We start from the raw sequence: 17,533 nt of genomic DNA on the forward strand, positions 1-17,533 counted from the left end.
AGTAAGGAAGCAGTATATGAACATTTTAAAAATCGCTCAGTCTTGTCGAACGCTAGTATTGGCCTCACTTTTTGGCTTCAGTGCTAGCGCATTATCTTCGAACTACTCCATTTACGCCGCCTACGTTAACGAAGAAATCGAAGACGCTTGTCTTAGTTTTGACAACTGTGAACTCAATCTTCTTGAACAAGCTCAATTCGAATCTATTATCGTCAGTTATCTTGATGAACAACAAAGGCTAACTGACGATGGTACTCCTGCTCATCTGTTAGCAACACTTCAAAGCGGTGAGTACGAGCTGTTAGCTGGATCTGCAAAATTTAATGCCGGTGATACTGATGTGAGCCAAATTGAATACACACTCAATTGGAGAGGCATTCCAATTTTTGAAATAACTACACTTCAAAATGGTTTGTCTTTAGAGGATGCGGTGCTAAGTAGTGTGAAAACGCTAGTTGAAGAAATCGAGGCACAGCATGTACTTCACCCTCAATTTCTATTTCAACAAGTTGAAGCCAGTGATTACTTCAACGAGCTTAGCATGCCAGAAAATGTTGCTGGATTTTACCGTCAGCAAATGCAGTTGCAACAAGACCCAACGCGCGGCACTTTAGTAAGGTATGAGCACGAGCAATTCCCAAGCGCTATTATTGATGTTTATGTTTATCCAATCGTAAAACATGACTATCAAGACAAGCAGCAAGAGCTAATGTACCTTGAGCTTTCGAAAGATCTTCAAGTCATTGAAGCTATATCGGAACATAGAGATATCCAGTCTATCAATATTGGTGAAATAAGCAGTATTGAGAATGGTATGGTGTTTGAGGTGCAAGCAGATGACGGCGTTGAAGAAATGTACACCTCGCAGTATATTTTTGTTCAAGAAGACAAATTCATAAAATTCAGTGCGAACATGCCTGCTCAATTCTCTGATGTAATGGTTCAAGAAGTGATGAGCAGCATTGCCGTGCCGCCACCTTCTGAGATTATGAATGCTTTTCGCGATGTTGACCGTGCATTTTCGACCACACCTGCACAAGAATATGCAGATGAGTCGAATACTGAAGATACAGCTGAAGTGGCTGTTACGGCAGCTTTGTGATTTGAATACCTAACTGAATAAAAGAAAAAACCTAGCAATTGCTAGGTTTTTTTTCTCTTTTTTATACCAAATTACTTTTTATGAAAAGTCATCAAACGCTTTCGTTTGCGCTCTTGAGCAAGTGTTAACTTGTTACGCTTGCCTTCAAACGGATTCGCGCCCTCTCTGAATTCAATCTTAATTGGCGTGCCCATCGTCTTAAGCGCTTTTCTATAATAATTCATCAGATAACGCTTATAAGAATCGGGTAAGTCAGAGACTTGGTTGCCGTGAATAACAATCACTGGTGGGTTGTATCCGCCCGCGTGGGCGTATTTCATTTTAACGCGTCTGCCTCTGATCAACGGGGGTTGATGGTCGTCTTGTGCCATCTCCATGATCTGAGTAAGCATTGAGGTGTTGATACGCTGAGTTGCTGAGTTATATGCTTCTTGAACAGATTCGAATAAGTGCCCAACGCCTGTGCCATGTAAGGCAGAGATAAAGTGTAGACGTGCAAAATCAACAAAACCTAGTCGACGGTCTAGTTCGCGTTTTATTTCGTCTTTGACGTATGAATCAAGGCCATCCCATTTATTGACAGCCAATACTAAAGAGCGCCCTGAATTAAGCACAAAGCCCAACAGACTTAAATCTTGGTCTGAAATACCTTCTCGCGCATCAATGATTAACAATACAACATTTGATTCTTCGATGGCTTGCAGGGTTTTTACAATAGAAAACTTCTCAATCGCTTCTGATACTTTTTTGCGTTTGCGCACACCCGCGGTATCAATCAAGATGTATTCACGTTCATCGCGCTCCATCGGTATATAAATACTATCGCGAGTAGTGCCGGGTTGATCGTAAACAACGACTCTATCTTCACCCAATATACGATTGGTCAGTGTTGATTTGCCGACATTAGGTTTACCGACGATTGCCAGCTTAATCGGTCGGCTTTGCAGGTCTTTTAGCTGCTGTTCGGCGTCTTGTTCTAAATCATCTTCTGGTTCGATAACTTCCATATCGGGGAAGTTTTCTGCAAGCGGTTCAAGCACGTGAGTCATTAATTGTGAGACACCGCGACCATGGGCTGCTGCGATTTGCAGTACTTCAGCAAATCCTAAACGATAAAAATCAGCTGCTTCGCTGTCCGCGTCGATACCATCGACTTTGTTGGCAACCAAAAACATCGCTTTGTCTTGTTTGCGCAAATGTTCAGCAATTCCGATATCTGCAGGTGTAAGACCAGCGCGTGCATCAACTAAAAACAACACGACATCCGCTTCGTCTATTGCAAGCAAAGACTGCTCGGCCATTGCTGCGTCTATGCCTTCTTCGTCTCCGGTTATTCCGCCTGTATCTACTACGATAAACTGTCGTTTTTCATAACTCGCTTGGCCGTACTTACGATCACGCGTTAGACCTGGATAATCTGCAACCAGCGCGTCTCTTGTATTGGTTAAACGGTTAAATAATGTAGATTTGCCAACATTGGGGCGCCCTACTAGTGCAACGACAGGTAACATAGTTATCCTTAAAATACTGTAAACGATACAAAGTGCACGAGAGATGTTGGCTCTGCACCTTGTCTGATCAAACTCAGGTTAGAGTATACTCGTTATTGAGTCTGATAAAAAAATAAAAACGCCAATGGCTAGCACCATTGGCGTTTTATACGAGTGCGGATAAACTAGTTAACGACCAATCGCCACTAATTCTCCATCCCTGGTTTGCACATAAATCATGTCCCCGTCAGCGACCGGTGCAGAAAATATAGCATCTTCTTCGTCGTCGCTTCCAACTGAATAGCGCGCGACTAACTTACCTTCGTCTTGTTCAAACCAGTGCAAAAAACCGTATTTGTCGCCTGCAACTATGTAATCACCACTAGGCGTTGCTTCAGTTAATGAACGACCGCGTAAAGCCGTATTTGACCATAACTCAACACCGTTTCGTCTGTCTACCGCATATAAGTTACTGTTGGTATCAACAACAAACAATGCATTACCTGCCAGCGTCAGGTTGCGATAAGATCCATATTCACGACTCCAAATCACGCGACCAGAACGAAGCTCGACTGCAGCAAGCGTACCATTGTAGGAAATAACATAAATGGTGCCGCCAAAGATAACAGGATAAGAATCCACATCGACGATACGCTCTAGCTCAGTGGCTCCAGTAGGAGAAGCAATCGGGGCTTCCCATGCAGTCAATCCTGACTCTAGAATACTGACTTGGAGTTTACCACCAGGTGTACCGACTAATGCACCGCCATTACTCGCGTTTGGTGCTGATACGCCACGAAGCGACAAAGGGGGCACATCAGATTGGTTGCTCCACAACTGCTTACCATCATCTGAATCTAAACCAATTAAGTTACCCGCCGATGTATTGACTACCACGATACCAGCATCAATGGCCGGTGCAGCTAATACTTCACCTGCAACCTTGCTCTTCCATTTTACCTCACCAGTTTCTTGGTTTAACGCAAAAACTTCACCGTTTTCTGTACCAAAAAATATCGTTTCGTATGCCGCTACTAAACCTCCTGAAATACGAGCGGAAGCCCCTCTGTTTTTAACAAACAACAGCGTTCTTATCATGCTCTGGCTAACATCTAGAGAAAAGTCTTGTTGCCACAAGCGCTTACCTGTTTTAGGCTCAAAAGCGGCTACAATACCGTCTCGGCTGGCAGCAAACACTTTCCCATATGCGACCGTAGGACGTAGTCTTGAAAAGTATTCATCTACACCATCACCAAGTGTAGTCCCCCACTCAGTCTTTGGTTCAAACTCGTTTAGCATGTCTGGCAGGCGGCGAACCTGAAGCTCTTCATCATCAGCAAACCAGTCAGATATAGTACTGCAGCCTGTCAACGACAGAGCAAAAAACACCGTGAGTAGTTTAGTCTTCACTCGAATCACCCACCACTTGAGTTGCCGCATATGCAAGGTTGCTCATTTTAATCGCGACGTCTCTATTATTTTCGTTATTTGTCAACACATTTGCATAGGCGATTTTGGCACTATCAAAGTCTTTTTGAGCAAGATAGATATCACCTTTGATTTCTTCAACTTGATCTTTGAATGAAGTATTTATCACACTATCCAAGGTTGTTAGAGCAACACTAAACTGCTCCCGAGCAGCTTGAACTCGAGCAAGCCTCAACTTAGCGAGATCCGAAATTGCATCACTTTTTGCTAAATTAATTGCGTCTTGTAAACTCGCTTGCGCTGCTTCCAAATCATCCGAAATGACCAGTTGTTGTGCTGCGATCAATGCGGCTAATGCAGCATACCCAGTGCCGTTATGCTCACTGATAAACGATTGAAGTTGAGTATTCGTTTGGGTTTCACCTGCAGAAACACTTTCAACGATTTTATTGTACGCGAATGAAGCTTGAGCTTTATTTTCAAGTTGAGCATCGTTGTAGTATCGCCATCCCCACAATCCACCTAAACCGATTACAGCACCCAAAATTATAGCCGTGCCGTTGGTCTTCCAGAACGCTTTGATGGCTTCGACTTGTTGTTCTTCTGTTTCGTACCTTTCCATTGAAATCCTCAATTTTGTAGCGCGAATTAATCGCTATTTACTCTTTAATTTTTGATGTTCATCAGAAAAAATCTGATTAAACTTATACCGCTAGCATACTACCCAGTGCTTCAATACTCATACTCTCCTGCTCTCTAGCTTCTCGGAGGTATTTAACACTTAGCATTCCGCTGTCAATTTCATCATCACCCAACAAAATAGCAATCGATGCACCAGACGCATCAGCCCGCTTCATTTGCTTTTTAAAATTTCCACCACCGCAGTGCATTTGTATTTTGTGTGCAGGTAACGCTGTTCTTAATTTTTCACAAATCGACATGACTGATGCCTGTGCCTTGTCGCCCAGTGCAGTCACGTAAATATCGGCACCTGGTTGTTCACTTACTTCTGGATTTATCGCTTCAATAAGTAACACCAGTCGCTCTATTCCCATGGCAAATCCAACTGATGGCGTTTCACTTCCACCTAGTTGACTGACAAGACCATCGTATCGCCCACCGGCGCATATTGTACCTTGAGCGCCTAGCAAATCAGTTACCCACTCAAAAACGGTGCGATTGTAGTAGTCCAATCCTCTTACTAAATTTGAGTTAACCTCATATTGGATACCCAATGCGTCTAATCGTTCACATATTATTGAAAAATGCGCTTTTGAGTCTTCATCTAGGTGGTCAATCAGCTTTGGCGCGTCAGCTATCGCGGCTTGAACTTGAGGGTTTTTGCTGTCTAATACACGCAAAGGGTTTGAACTTAAACGGCGCTGGCTATCTTCGTCGAGTTGCTCATAACGCGCTTTCAGGTATTCGACCAAGACTTCTTTATAAGCAGCTCGCGCTTCGCTTGAACCTAAAGAGTTAATCTGCAAGGTCACTTTGTCTGCAATACCAAAGGCTTTCCATAATCTCGCGCCTATCATGATCATTTCGACATCGATGTCTGGACCTGCGAGGCCATATACCTCAGCACCAAATTGATGGAATTGTCTGTACCGGCCTTTTTGTGGACGCTCATGCCTAAACATGGGCCCCATATACCACAAGCGCTGTTGTTGATTGTATAAGAGACCGTGTTGGATGCCCGCTCTTACCGCACACGCTGTGCCTTCAGGACGAAGCGTTAAACTGTCACCATTGCGATCATCAAAGGTGTACATTTCTTTTTCAACAATGTCGGTGACTTCCCCGATTGAACGTTTGAACAAATCGGTACTTTCAACAATAGGGGTGCGTATTTCTTGATAACCATAACTGGCGATAGTTTGCCTAAGGTGCTTTTCGACAAACTGCCATGCTGGTGTTTGTTTAGGCAGGCAATCGTTCATACCTCTAATCGCTTGAATATTTTTAGCCACTAATGTTCTCTTGTTTTTGTTTTGCGTGTGCAGTTAGGTCAAATCAGCGGAGTATTATAGTGACTTTACAGCTGTGGGTAAAATTAACTTGCAGGTTTTTTCGCGATTACGCTTCTTTGACCTCAATTCTATTTTTATCGTCTAGCATGGCAGCTTTTGCGCGAATCTTTTTCTCTAGTTGGTCAACTAAATCATCATTTGAAATACGTTCGCGTTGACGCTCGCCGTCGAGATAAAAACCAGACATATTTCGCGCACCTGTTAAACCTAAATCAGATACTTCTGCCTCACCCGGGCCGTTGACAACGCAACCGATGATCGACACATCCATTGGAGTAAGAATATCTTCGACGCGCTGTTCCAAAGCGTTAACAGTACCAATTACATCAAATTCTTGGCGTGAGCAGCTCGGGCAAGCGATAAAGTTGATGCCTCGTGAACGAATACGCAATGATTTTAAGATATCAAAGCCGACTTTGATTTCTTCGACTGGGTCGGCGGCAAGTGAAATCCGAATAGTATCGCCGATACCTTCAGCTAATAACATACCCAAGCCAACCGAACTCTTCACAGAACCAGAGCGTAAGCCCCCTGCTTCGGTGATCCCTAAATGCAAAGGTTGGTCTATTTGCTTGGCTAGCAAACGATATGAGCCCACTGCTAAAAACACATCTGATGCTTTAACGCTAACTTTGAATTGGTCAAAATTTAGCTTATCTAAAATATCGACATGGCGCATCGCTGATTCGACTAGGGCTTCAGCTGTTGGCTCTTTATATTTCTCTTGAATTTCTTTTTCGAGTGAACCGCCATTCACACCGATTCTGATAGGAATATTTTTATCTTTTGCACAATCCACAACAGCTTTAACACGCTCCATGTTGCCAATATTGCCTGGGTTAATTCGCAAGCAATCGACGCCATATTCAGCGACTTTCAAGGCAATGCGATAATCAAAATGAATATCGGCGACCAAAGGAATAGTGACTTGCTGTTTGATTTGCCTAAACGCTTCGGCAGCGTCCATTGTCGGCACAGAGACTCTGACAATGTCCCCACCAACATCTTGAATACGCTTGATCTGTGCCACAGTTGCGGCAACATCACAGGTATTAGTATTGGTCATCGATTGAACTGCGATGGGCGCACCATCACCAATGGGCACGTCACCTACATAAATACGTGTAGACTTGCGACGATTGATTGGAGACTCTGCAAACATTATTCACCTACTACTGGAAGTTTGAAATTAGCTGAGCGGCCTGCTGGATGAACTGTCATATCGACAGGCTGCCCACCAAAGTCGATTTCAACGTTTTGTGGCGCACCAAGGATCACTCTTATCGGTGGAATACCGCTGACCGTCATTATACGGCCTTTTTTCTTAACGCCATAGGCCATTGTTTCTTTGTTTACGTCTCGCACACTTACCCAACAATCATCTTTAAATGTAAATACGACATCGACTGTGCCGTCTGGGTTGATTTTGTAGCCTTCGTCGCTAATGATCGTTTCGGCGACAGCAGCTTCAGAATCATTGCTTTCAGGGGTAATAGCCTCAGCAACAGTAGCAAGGTCTTCAGTTTGAGTACTAACTTCATCAGCAATTGAGTCGCTTACCTCCTCTATTTCTGATGTGTCATTTGAGAGCTTATCTTCAGTTGCATCTACCGCATCTTGTACCGCACTCTGAGCAAGGTCTGCTTTCGCTTCGACTTGAGACTCAGCCTGCTCCGCTACGTTAGATACTGTGTCGTCAATCAAGTCTTCTTCGTCTAAAGTGACAACACTCGCGTCTGCATCTTCTTCAAAACTTGGGGTTTCGGTTGTGTCGCTTTGAGTCTCGGCATTCCTTGGCGTCGGTAACTGCGTGATTTCAGTTGTTTCGCCAACGTCAGATGATTCACCGCCTAAGTTCTTCACCTGTTCAACCACGCCAGAGCTAAATTCATCAAGACGAGTGCCTATTGATTTATCTGATTGTTGGAACCACCAAATAACCACCGACGCAACGACGAGGAAGATAACAAGGTAAGTGACCATCATCCAACGTTCATCGTGTGCCTCTTGAGCTACTCGCTGTGAAAAGCTTTGTAGTTTAGCGGGCGTCTTTTCATCACTGTGAAGTTGATCAAATTGTTCGAGCAAAGGGTCCGCAGGAATCCCTAACAATTTCGCATAAATTCTCACATAGCCTTTTGTGAAGGTGATCGACACACTTTTTTGATGCGTGTCCGACTCAATATCCTCAACATTGTTCAACCGCAAGTGCAAACGGTCGGCCACCTGCTGTTGAGTTAAGCCCATTGCCTCTCTGGCTTTGCGTAATTGCGTGCCGGGAGATTCCTGAGTTGGCGTGTCTGTGTGTACTGTTTCTTCTTTTAGGTCAGTTTTAGTGTCAGTCATTCTTATTTGGGTCCTTCACCCACAACTTCATGCCAATTCTAATCGAAGCGGGATCATCTAGATTGTTCCACTCCATCAATCGTTTCATCTTAACGTTATATCGAAGCGATATTCGATACAAGTTTTCTTTAGGTTTGACAATGTGATAATCGGTATTATTTGTTTCAGTCGTTATATTGTTTTCAGTTTTGCTACTCGATTGCACTACTTGTAACTTAGATGCGGTGCCGTTTATTTCCGTACTATTTTCCGTACTCTCGTCGCTATTCATTCCATTAGTATCTATTGTATTTTCAGCTTGCGCGAAGGGGGATAATGTTAGTGAAGCTTTGTCGCTGACAGCAGCCTGCTTAGAGCTAAGCTCACGTGCTTGCGGTTGATTTATCGTCAGTTCCTTACGCTGAATTTGTGCTACAGGCTGAAACTTGCCCATTTCTTGTATATACGTTTTAGTATGTTGGTGGCTGGGAAACATTGACTTTAACAACTCACCAAAACCTAGAGCGGCTTTAGTGTCCCTCATTCCTCTTGCAATCTGATATGAGAGAAAAAGAGATTCAGCAGTTACCGTAGCATTTCGCTCAAATTTCCAGAGTGTCTTTTTAGCGTCGGCGAATTGCTTTAGTTCAGTTTGCAGCTTAGCGAGCAAGAAAAGAGATTGAGGGCGTGTTGGTTGATGATTTAAGGCGCTTTGGAAGTAGTCTAAAGCATCATCTTTTAATCCTTGGCTCTGCGAACAAATCGCGAGATTTTCATAGGTTTCCGCTGTTGAGATATAGTTTTTACTATTGACTGCTTTTAAGAAAAATGACTTCGCATCTTCATATTTACTCTGCTTACACAAAAATGCGCCATAGCTGTTGAGAATATCCGCATTTTTCGGTGCGTAATCAATGGCTTGTTGATAAGATTCTTCTGCTAATTCAATTTCTTCGACTTGTTCATAGTAGTAAGCCATTGCGTAATGTGCATCAGCTGATCGTGGGGCAAATTCAAGTGCCTTATCTAGATTAAACTTTGCCTGAGTGAAATTACCATTTTGCAAGTAAGTAAGGCCAAGGCTAACTCGAGTCTTAGACGCTTCCTGAGCGTTAAAGCTTCCTGAACCAATTAATCTTTGTTCTGGTGTAGAGGACGAACAAGCAGATAAAAGCGAAATCGCAATTAATGCAACAATACCGAATTTCAACATGTGCAGCCTTTAAATAATGTCTTCTCTTATTATTAGTAAGACTCTCATTAATAACAAGAGTTTACATTATTATTCGTCAAAAATTCGTTAATTATTTACAGATGCTTTTTAGATTACTCCGCAACCTTGACTGAAATAGGTTGCCCTTTGAGTTGTTTTTTTAATAAACGCTTAGTTCTATCCACCACATCGCCTACTAATTGACCACATGCAGCGTCAATATCATCGCCGCGTGTTTTGCGTACAACTACGGTGATCCCATAACCCATTAAGACCTTAGCAAAGCGGTCAATTCTAGAGTTACTTGAACAAGTGTAAGGCGAACCCGGGTAAGGATTAAACGGGATCAAGTTTATTTTACAAGGCGTTTCTTTAAGTACTTTTGCGAGTTGGTGAGCTTGGTCGGTACTGTCATTAATATTATTGAGCATGACATACTCAACCGTTACTTTGCCTTGGTTGGCTCTAGACTTTGCCAAGTAGCGACGCACGCCAGCCAAAAATGTTTCTATATTGTACTTCTTATTGACCGGCACGATTTCATCGCGCAGCTCATCATCCGGCGCATGTAAGGAAATCGCCAATGCAACGTCAATTTGGTCACCCAACATATCTAGCGCAGGTACGACGCCAGAGGTGCTTAAGGTCACGCGTCTTTTCGATAAGCCAAAACCAAAATCATCAAGCATAATGCGCATTGCAGGCACGACGTTTTTAAGATTCAGCAGTGGCTCGCCCATGCCCATCATAACAACGTTGGTAATTGGTCGCTGCGAAGTATCTTTTGAAAGACCGATAAATGTCGCCACCCGCCAAACTTGACCAATAATTTCAGCGACCGATAGATTGCGGTTAAAGCCTTGTTGCGCCGTTGAACAAAAGGTGCACTCTAGGGCACAACCTACTTGCGAAGACACACATAAAGTTGCGCGGTCACTTTCTGGGATCCACACAGTTTCAACTTCTTGCCCACCTTCAAGCAGCAAAGCAAACTTAATTGTGCCGTCACTTGCTTGTTGATGTTGCGAAATCTGAGGCGCTTCAATCACGCAGTTGTTGATTAATTTTGCACGCAGATTTTTATTGAGATTAGTCATCTTCTCAAAATCCGATTCACCGGCTTGATAAATCCATTTCATGAGTTGATCAGCTCTAAACGGCTTTTCGTTTATCGAAGCGAAATACTCGCGTAAACCTTCGCGATCAAAGTTTAAAAGATTAACTTTTTTACTTTCACTAGTTTGTTGTATCTCGACGGCTGTCATGTGCGTGCCTCTGGTTTACTTAAGTCTACGGTGTCAATAAGTGCAAAAAGGGAGCCGAAGCTCCCTTTTTCAAATGCTTCGCTAAATTAACGAGTGCGTGGGCAAATTTCTTCATCAGAGAAGAAGTATGCGATTTCGCGAGCAGCTGATTCTGGTGCGTCAGAACCGTGTACTGCGTTTTCGTCAATTGAATCAGCGTAATCTGAACGCAAAGTGCCTGCAGCAGCGTCAGCTGGGTTTGTTGCACCCATGATTTCACGATTTTTAACAACAGCATTGTCGCCTTCTAACACTTGAACCATCACTGGACCAGATGTCATAAAAGAAACAAGTGCACCGAAAAATGGACGCTCTTTGTGCTCAGCATAAAAGCCTTCTGCTTGCTCTTTGCTCATGTGAACCATTTTAGACGCTACGATACGTAGACCTGCAGATTCAAAACGGTTGTAGATTGCACCAATCACATTTTTAGCAACTGCGTCTGGTTTGATGATAGAAAACGTACGCTCTAAAGCCATGTTAAATATTTCCATTTAAAGAGTTTAAAAAAATTTGCGCGATTATAAGGAAGATAGCGCTAAATTCCCACCACTTTTTAGCTTGCAAAGGTATGTACTGGAATAACTCGTGTACAGGCTTTCCTAAGCAACTCATTGCAAACGTTAAAATTAATGGTCTTCGCTTGCATGATTAATGGTGTACTTGGGTATTTCAACGACCAAGTCTTCATCTTTGATGATTGCTTGGCAGCCTAAGCGAGAGTCAGGCTCAAGTCCCCATGCTTTGTCTAATAAGTCATCTTCTAACTCATCAGATTCGTCTAGTGAATCAAAGCCTTCTCTGATAATGACGTGACATGTGGTACATGCACAGACTTTTTCACAGGCATGCTCGATGCCAATACCATTTTTTAAAGCAAGGTCGAGCACAGAAGTACCTTTGTCACCTTCTAAAACGGCACCACCTGGGCAAAGCTCTTCATGCGGTAAAAATATTACTTGTGGCATTTTTATTTCCTGTCGTTAAATGTCGTCAACCGACTGCCCAGATAAAGCTAATTGAATAGATTTATCCATGCGTCGTGCGGCAAAGTCTTGAGTAAGCTGGTCGACGTTTTCTATCGACTTTTTAATAGTTTCGGTATCTGCGTTTTGTGCATCTTGCGCAAGCTGATTAAGTGCGTCATCAATGACTTTTCTTTCGGCTTCGCTTAGTAGCTCGTTTCCGTCTTCTGCTAGCGCTGAATACATTGCTTCAAGCACTCGACTGGCTTCAACCTGTTGTTCTTTATGCATGCGCGCTTGCATATCTTGTTTCGCGTTTTGCATGCTCGATTTGAGCATTTCCATGATTTCAGTTTCTTCAAGTCCATATGAAGGTTTAACTTGAATTTCAGCTTGCACACCCGTCGATTTTTCCATCGCAGTCACGTTTAGTAGTCCATCTGCATCTACTTGAAAAGTCACGCGAATATGGGCAGCGCCTGCTGTCATGGGCGGAAGGCCTTGCAAGCTAAACTTGGCAAGAGAACGGCAATCATCCACCAGCTCGCGCTCGCCTTGAAGCACATGCACCATCATGGCCGTTTGACCATCTTTAAATGTGGTAAATTCTTGGGCTTTGGCAACCGGTATGGTGGTGTTGCGAGGGATAATTTTTTCAACAAGGCCGCCCATCGTTTCAAGGCCGAGCGACAATGGCAAGACATCCAACAACAGCATGTCGCTATCAGGATTATTACCGACCAAAATATCAGCTTGAATACCTGCGCCAACAGCGACCACTTTGTCTGGGTCAATTGAAGTTAACGGTGTTTTATTAAAAAACGCCGCGACTTTTTCTCTGACTACTGGCACGCGCGTTGAACCGCCAACCATGACGATATTGTTAACTTCATCAATTGTCACATCTGCATCCTTGAGCGTGCGCTTACAAGCCGCAATGGTGCTAGCGACTAAGGACTCAATGATTTGATTAAAGGTGTCTTTTGTGATGTTTAGATTTAGCTGCTGGCCGTCTGACAAATCGACTACAAATGCACTTGAGTCAGCATCAGTTAGATTTTGTTTTGTTTGTTTAGCTGCGTTCATCAGATCGCGGTGGTAACGCTTTTGAATCTCAATATCTAAATTGAGTTCGCGAATTACATACTCAACGAGCGCATGATCGAAATCATCGCCGCCTAAGGCAGAGTTGCCTCCTGTTGCTAGCACTTCAAACACACCTTTATTTAAGCGCAAAACTGAGATATCAAAGGTCCCGCCGCCTAAGTCATAAACACCAATCACACCTTCTTCTTTGCTATCTAAACCATATGCAATTGCCGCGGCAGTAGGCTCGTTTAGTAGGCGCAGTACGTTGATGCCAGCAAGTTGAGCCGCATCTTTTGTGCCTTGACGCTGAGCATCGTCGAAGTATGCGGGTACTGTTATGACAGCACCGGTTATTTCGTCAGCAAGACTGGCTTCTGCTCGTTCTTTTAAAGCACTTAATATTTGCGAAGACACTTGAACAGGATTAACGTCACCACCCGCTGTTTGAAATATTGGGTTTTGCGAATCTGCTTTAAACTGATAAGGAAGGTTTTGCCAATGTGCAGTAACGTCTTTAAGCGACCGTCCCATAAAGCGTTTTACTGACACAATGGTATTGACAGGGTCAGTATTAGAGGCGGCTAATGCTTTGCTTCCGACCACAACAGATTCTTTTGAATATTGCACAACAGAGGGAAGTAGGTGTTGCCCAAATTCATCAGCCAAGGTGTTTGCTTCACCACTTTTTACAGTCGAAACTAATGAATTTGTAGTGCCCAGATCGATACCCACACCTATCTTACGTTGATGAGGGGCTGCACTTTGTCCGGGTTCTGCTATTTGCAATAATGCCATTTAACTGGTTTACCTTTATGTTGCGCTTGATTAATGCTTGATTGAAAAAATGGTTCAGGCATCTAGCCCATCAAGCTTACTTTCAATTTCTGATTTAAACTTAAATAAAAACTTCATTTCTCTGAGTTTTTCAGCGGCTGTTTTGTTGTCTTCATCGGTTTGCGTCGCTAACAAGGCGGACAGTGCTTGCGTTTGAGCTTGGATATCATCATCGCTTTGTTTCGCTAATAATTGAAGACTCGCCACATCGTTTGCATCTTCAAGCGATTCTCGCCATTCCATTTGCTGCATCAAAAACTCGACATTACCGACGGTTTCTTGCTCACTCGCAAGCTCAAGCCCACGTAGCTGTAGCAAATGCTCGGCGCGTGCAATGGGCGACTTTAATACCGTATATGCATCGTTGACTTGTGCATTTTTTTGCATGGTAAGGCGCTTTTGCTGATCACTGGCATTTGCAAAACGGTCTGGGTGCGTCATTTTTTGCAAGGTTTGATAATTTTGCTTGAGCTTATCAAGGTCGACTTCAAACTGCTCTGGTAAGTTATACAATGAAAAATAATTCATTAATAAGCTCTTTTTTGCACATTAAAATAAAGAAAACATCGGGCTAATTGTAAAAAAACTGTTCGTAAGAATCCTTGCGAACAGTTTTAATTTAGCTGATGTGCGACCGTTTAAACGTTGAAACTTTCACCACAACCACATTCGCCGTTGGCGTTAGGGTTGTTAAACAAAAAACCTTCGTTTAGGCCTTCTTTGGCAAAGTCCAACTCGGTACCGTCTAAGTATACCAAGCTCTTACCGTCAATGATGATATTCACACCGTTGTCAGTGAACATTTCGTCGTCTTCATTGAGATCGTCAACAAACTCCAGTACGTAGGCTAAGCCCGAGCAGCCGGTTGTTTTTACACCTAAGCGAATACCCAACCCTGACCCGCGGTTTTCTAAAAATGACTTAGCCCGCTGAGCTGCTGAATCTGAAACTTTGATACCCACTTTTTAACTCTCCTATCTAACGACCAAAAGCTAGCGTTTACTTGTGCTTGCTTTTGTAGTCTTCAACTGCTGCTTTGATGGCATCTTCAGCCAAAATTGAGCAGTGAATCTTTACCGGTGGTAGCGCTAGTTCTTCGGCAATGTCAGTATTTTTAATAGACGTTGCTTCGTCGATCGATTTACCTTTCACCCACTCAGTGACCAAAGAGCTTGATGCGATAGCTGAACCACAACCGTATGTTTTAAACTTAGCGTCTTCAATAATGCCGTTTTCACCGACTTTTAATTGAAGCTTCATCACGTCACCACATGCAGGTGCGCCGACCATGCCAGTCGCTACGCTTGGATCATTTTTATCAAATCCGCCCACGTTTCTTGGGTTTTCGTAATGGTCGATTACTTTTTCGCTGTAAGCCATGTTATTTGCCTCGGTAAATATTCTATAAATTATAAACTGTTTGTTAGCTAAGTGCCGCTAATACATTCGTATTGATAAACTAGCTCCGCTCGCTTAATTAGTGCGCAGCCCACTCAACTGTGTCTAAATCGATGCCTTCTTTGTACATATCCCAAAGTGGTGACATTTCACGAAGTTTATCGATTGCATTGCGAATCACATTGATAACGTAGTCAATCTCGGCTTCTGTTGTAAATCGGCCAATACTAAAACGAATTGAGCTGTGTGCTAATTCGTCATTGAGGCCAAGTGCTCTAAGCACATAAGACGGCTCTAAACTTGCTGATGTACATGCAGAACCCGATGATACTGCCATGTCTTTAAGGGCCATAATCAATGACTCACCTTCAACGTAAGCAAAGCTGATGTTTAAGTTGTGCGCAACGCGGCTGTCCATATCGCCATTTAAGTAAACAGCTTCAATGTCTTTCACGCCATTCCAAAGCTTGTCACGCAACATTTTAACGCGCTCGTTTTCAGTCGCCATTTCTTCTTTAGCAAGTCTGAATGCCTCACCCATACCCACAATTTGGTGAGTTGCTAAGGTACCTGAACGCATGCCGCGCTCATGACCGCCGCCGTGGATTTGCGCTTCTATTCTAACGCGAGGTTTACGGCTGACATATAATGCGCCGATACCTTTTGGACCGTAAGTTTTGTGCGCAGAAAATGACATTAAATCAACCGGTAAGGCTTGAAGATCGATTGGCACCTTGCCTGTACTTTGCGCTGCATCAACGTGGAATAATACCTTACGTTCGCGGCATAGTTTGCCGATAGCTTCGATGTCTTGAATCACACCGATTTCGTTATTCACGTGCATGATGCTCACAAGCACAGTGTCATCACGCATTTCAGCTTCTAATTTAGCAAGATCTACCAAGCCATTTGGCTCTGGCATCATGTAAGTAACTTCAAACCCTTCGCGCTCAAGCTGACGCGTGGTGTCTAATACCGCTTTGTGCTCTGTTTTAAGCGTGATGATGTGCTTACCGCGTTTTTGGTAAAACGTTGCTGCGCCTTTTATAGCAAGGTTGTTTGATTCAGTCGCACCCGATGTGAATACTATTTCACGAGGGTCGGCATTAACTAGCTCGGCAATTTGATTACGCGCTATATCAACCGCTTCTTCTGCTACCCAACCAAATTTGTGCGAGCGTGATGCAGGATTTCCGAAATTGCCTTCATTGGTCAGGCATTCTTTCATTTTTTCTGCGACACGTGGGTCTACTGGTGTAGTAGAAGAATAATCTAAATAAATGGGTAATTGGATATCGCTCATTATTCGCTCCGATTAAAGCTGCATGCTTATTTCAATGTCGCTAATTAAATTCTTGGCGTTCAGTTTGCTATCATCTTGCCTGTCCGCTACTTCTTTTACTTCGTTTTGCTGCATAAGTTCAGCAATGGTGATGCCATTTAAAAATTGTGTGATTCGATCGCTCAAATCCTGCCACAGTGAATGCGTTAAGCAACGTTCACCACCTTGGCAATCTGACTGTCCTTGGCATCGAGTGGCGTCCACGGTTTCATCAACCGCTCTGATCACTTCTCCAATGGCTATTAACGAAGCATCTTTACCTAATTGGTATCCGCCGCCTGGGCCGCGCACACTGGAAACAAGTTCGCGTTTGCGCAATCTTGAAAATAACTGTTCGAGATAAGATAAAGATATTTCTTGTCGTTCAGAGATATCAGCAAGCGAAACAGGCCCACGACGAGAATGCAGCGCAACGTCTAACATTGCGGTAACAGCGTAGCGTCCTTTGGAAGTCAATTTCATCTAAACTATCACTCTACTGAACTAAAGATGCCGAGATTTTATATACTTGACTATTTTTGTCAAGTATATACCTGACTAAAATAGTAGGTTATTTGTAAATAGGTGGAAAAAGACGCTTAAGAGTACTAATTCCTCAGTTCTGCTCTCCGCATTGGCATACCATCGACATCTGCAAATACTTGTTTTAGGTCAATACTGCCATTTTCAAACTCATAAAATGACTTGGTGCCACCGTCCAAGCCAATCAAAATTGCTTTTTTATCGCCCATACGGGTTTTAAGGGCGGATGTATCTATATTTATAGCGTTAAAATGAGAGTTATTTGGCTGATAAATACTTGTTGTGTTCTCGCCAATTATAAAAACGAGCAGCTTTCGTTCATTTAGCTCGCTAGCATTTTGCGTTAGTTGAGATTTTAAAAGTGTATCATCGCTTTGTTTTCTAATTAGTAAAACGCGATATTCCCATTTCAATTCATTAAGCGTCGCCACTGATGAAGCCATTGCATCAATGGACATAACAGCTATCAGTATGAAAAAGTATTTGAT

18 protein-coding genes are annotated in these 17,533 nt (G+C 43.2%); 1 reads left to right on the forward strand and 17 read right to left on the reverse strand.

Annotated features, from left to right (window positions below):
- Positions 1-16: 16 nt before the first annotated feature.
- Positions 17-1,102 (forward strand): hypothetical protein, encoded by a 1,086-nt coding sequence (locus KUL10_RS10215; RefSeq protein ID WP_110428831.1) that lies wholly within the window; start codon positions 17-19, stop codon positions 1,100-1,102.
- 71 nt (positions 1,103-1,173) lie between these two features.
- Here KUL10_RS10215 and der read toward each other — a convergent pair whose 3' ends face one another.
- The 17 genes from der to KUL10_RS10300 all read right to left on the reverse strand — a co-directional run bounded on the left by der (position 1,174) and on the right by KUL10_RS10300 (position 17,503).
- The gene (der, locus tag KUL10_RS10220; RefSeq protein WP_110428832.1) at positions 1,174-2,613 is read right to left on the reverse strand and encodes a ribosome biogenesis GTPase Der; all 1,440 of its coding nucleotides are present in this window, start codon (positions 2,611-2,613) and stop codon (positions 1,174-1,176) included.
- 168 nt (positions 2,614-2,781) lie between these two features.
- Positions 2,782-4,002 carry an outer membrane protein assembly factor BamB gene (gene bamB / locus KUL10_RS10225; RefSeq protein ID WP_233499781.1) on the reverse strand — a complete coding sequence of 407 codons (1,221 nt, stop codon included), beginning with the start codon at positions 4,000-4,002 and terminating at the stop codon, positions 2,782-2,784.
- The gene (locus tag KUL10_RS10230; RefSeq protein WP_110428834.1) at positions 3,992-4,642 is read right to left on the reverse strand and encodes a tetratricopeptide repeat protein; all 651 of its coding nucleotides are present in this window, start codon (positions 4,640-4,642) and stop codon (positions 3,992-3,994) included. The genes bamB and KUL10_RS10230 overlap by 11 nt, the downstream gene beginning before the upstream one ends.
- An 82-nt stretch (positions 4,643-4,724) precedes the next feature.
- Positions 4,725-5,993: a histidine--tRNA ligase gene (gene hisS / locus KUL10_RS10235; RefSeq protein ID WP_110428835.1), complete on the reverse strand. Its 1,269-nt coding sequence runs from the start codon at positions 5,991-5,993 to the stop codon at positions 4,725-4,727.
- A 106-nt stretch (positions 5,994-6,099) separates the two neighbouring features.
- On the reverse strand, positions 6,100-7,215 hold the full coding sequence (gene ispG / locus KUL10_RS10240) for a flavodoxin-dependent (E)-4-hydroxy-3-methylbut-2-enyl-diphosphate synthase (protein ID WP_110428836.1): 1,116 nt from the start codon (positions 7,213-7,215) through the stop codon (positions 6,100-6,102).
- Positions 7,215-8,399, reverse strand: a complete 1,185-nt coding sequence (locus KUL10_RS10245) for a RodZ domain-containing protein (protein ID WP_110428837.1) — start codon at positions 8,397-8,399, stop codon at positions 7,215-7,217. Before KUL10_RS10245 ends, ispG begins: the two co-directional genes overlap by 1 nt.
- Entirely contained in the window at positions 8,392-9,591 is a 1,200-nt protein-coding gene (pilW, locus tag KUL10_RS10250; RefSeq protein ID WP_110428838.1) for a type IV pilus biogenesis/stability protein PilW, read from the reverse strand. The genes KUL10_RS10245 and pilW overlap by 8 nt, the downstream gene beginning before the upstream one ends.
- Positions 9,592-9,704: 113 nt before the next feature.
- A complete protein-coding gene (locus KUL10_RS10255) occupies positions 9,705-10,856 on the reverse strand; it encodes a bifunctional tRNA (adenosine(37)-C2)-methyltransferase TrmG/ribosomal RNA large subunit methyltransferase RlmN (protein WP_110428839.1) in 1,152 nt (383 codons plus the stop codon).
- 86 nt (positions 10,857-10,942) lie between these two features.
- Positions 10,943-11,374, reverse strand: coding sequence for a nucleoside-diphosphate kinase (gene ndk / locus KUL10_RS10260; protein ID WP_110428840.1), 432 nt, complete (start codon positions 11,372-11,374; stop codon positions 10,943-10,945).
- Between the two features lie 150 nt (positions 11,375-11,524).
- Positions 11,525-11,863, reverse strand: a complete 339-nt coding sequence (gene fdx, locus KUL10_RS10265; protein WP_110428841.1) for an ISC system 2Fe-2S type ferredoxin — start codon at positions 11,861-11,863, stop codon at positions 11,525-11,527.
- A gap of 15 nt (positions 11,864-11,878) precedes the next feature.
- Positions 11,879-13,744 carry a Fe-S protein assembly chaperone HscA gene (gene hscA, locus KUL10_RS10270; protein WP_110428842.1) on the reverse strand — a complete coding sequence of 622 codons (1,866 nt, stop codon included), beginning with the start codon at positions 13,742-13,744 and terminating at the stop codon, positions 11,879-11,881.
- Positions 13,745-13,798: 54 nt separating this feature from the next.
- On the reverse strand, positions 13,799-14,311 hold the full coding sequence (hscB, locus tag KUL10_RS10275) for a Fe-S protein assembly co-chaperone HscB (protein ID WP_110428843.1): 513 nt from the start codon (positions 14,309-14,311) through the stop codon (positions 13,799-13,801).
- 110 nt (positions 14,312-14,421) lie between these two features.
- Positions 14,422-14,745 carry an iron-sulfur cluster assembly protein IscA gene (gene iscA / locus KUL10_RS10280; protein WP_110428844.1) on the reverse strand — a complete coding sequence of 108 codons (324 nt, stop codon included), beginning with the start codon at positions 14,743-14,745 and terminating at the stop codon, positions 14,422-14,424.
- A 37-nt stretch (positions 14,746-14,782) separates the two neighbouring features.
- Positions 14,783-15,163, reverse strand: a complete 381-nt coding sequence (iscU, locus tag KUL10_RS10285; protein WP_110428845.1) for a Fe-S cluster assembly scaffold IscU — start codon at positions 15,161-15,163, stop codon at positions 14,783-14,785.
- A gap of 97 nt (positions 15,164-15,260) precedes the next feature.
- Positions 15,261-16,484, reverse strand: a complete 1,224-nt coding sequence (locus KUL10_RS10290) for an IscS subfamily cysteine desulfurase (protein ID WP_110428846.1) — start codon at positions 16,482-16,484, stop codon at positions 15,261-15,263.
- 12 nt (positions 16,485-16,496) lie between these two features.
- Entirely contained in the window at positions 16,497-16,985 is a 489-nt protein-coding gene (gene iscR, locus KUL10_RS10295) for a Fe-S cluster assembly transcriptional regulator IscR (RefSeq protein ID WP_110428847.1), read from the reverse strand.
- A gap of 125 nt (positions 16,986-17,110) precedes the next feature.
- Positions 17,111-17,503, reverse strand: coding sequence for a DUF4174 domain-containing protein (locus KUL10_RS10300; protein WP_158525366.1), 393 nt, complete (start codon positions 17,501-17,503; stop codon positions 17,111-17,113).
- Positions 17,504-17,533 lie beyond the last annotated feature (30 nt).

The organism is Glaciecola sp. KUL10 (assembly GCF_003203515.1).
GTDB lineage: Bacteria > Pseudomonadota > Gammaproteobacteria > Enterobacterales > Alteromonadaceae > Glaciecola.

Bases quoted from the DNA above. Each gene is read 5' to 3' on its own strand.
- KUL10_RS10230 (WP_110428834.1), bottom strand. From the start codon at position 4,642: ATGGAAAGGTACGAAACAGAAGAACAACAAGTCGAAGCCATCAAAGCG.
- hscA (WP_110428842.1), bottom strand. From the start codon at position 13,744: ATGGCATTATTGCAAATAGCAGAACCCGGACAAAGTGCAGCCCCTCAT.
- ispG (WP_110428836.1), bottom strand. From the start codon at position 7,215: ATGTTTGCAGAGTCTCCAATCAATCGTCGCAAGTCTACACGTATTTAT.
- KUL10_RS10300 (WP_158525366.1), bottom strand. From the start codon at position 17,503: ATGTCCATTGATGCAATGGCTTCATCAGTGGCGACGCTTAATGAATTG.
- iscR (WP_110428847.1), bottom strand. From the start codon at position 16,985: ATGAAATTGACTTCCAAAGGACGCTACGCTGTTACCGCAATGTTAGAC.
- pilW (WP_110428838.1), bottom strand. From the start codon at position 9,591: ATGTTGAAATTCGGTATTGTTGCATTAATTGCGATTTCGCTTTTATCT.
- ndk (WP_110428840.1), bottom strand. From the start codon at position 11,374: ATGGCTTTAGAGCGTACGTTTTCTATCATCAAACCAGACGCAGTTGCT.
- KUL10_RS10255 (WP_110428839.1), bottom strand. From the start codon at position 10,856: ATGACAGCCGTCGAGATACAACAAACTAGTGAAAGTAAAAAAGTTAAT.
- KUL10_RS10245 (WP_110428837.1), bottom strand. From the start codon at position 8,399: ATGACTGACACTAAAACTGACCTAAAAGAAGAAACAGTACACACAGAC.
- der (WP_110428832.1), bottom strand. From the start codon at position 2,613: ATGTTACCTGTCGTTGCACTAGTAGGGCGCCCCAATGTTGGCAAATCT.
- KUL10_RS10290 (WP_110428846.1), bottom strand. From the start codon at position 16,484: ATGAGCGATATCCAATTACCCATTTATTTAGATTATTCTTCTACTACA.
- KUL10_RS10215 (WP_110428831.1), top strand. From the start codon at position 17: ATGAACATTTTAAAAATCGCTCAGTCTTGTCGAACGCTAGTATTGGCC.
- hscB (WP_110428843.1), bottom strand. From the start codon at position 14,311: ATGAATTATTTTTCATTGTATAACTTACCAGAGCAGTTTGAAGTCGAC.
- fdx (WP_110428841.1), bottom strand. From the start codon at position 11,863: ATGCCACAAGTAATATTTTTACCGCATGAAGAGCTTTGCCCAGGTGGT.
- iscU (WP_110428845.1), bottom strand. From the start codon at position 15,163: ATGGCTTACAGCGAAAAAGTAATCGACCATTACGAAAACCCAAGAAAC.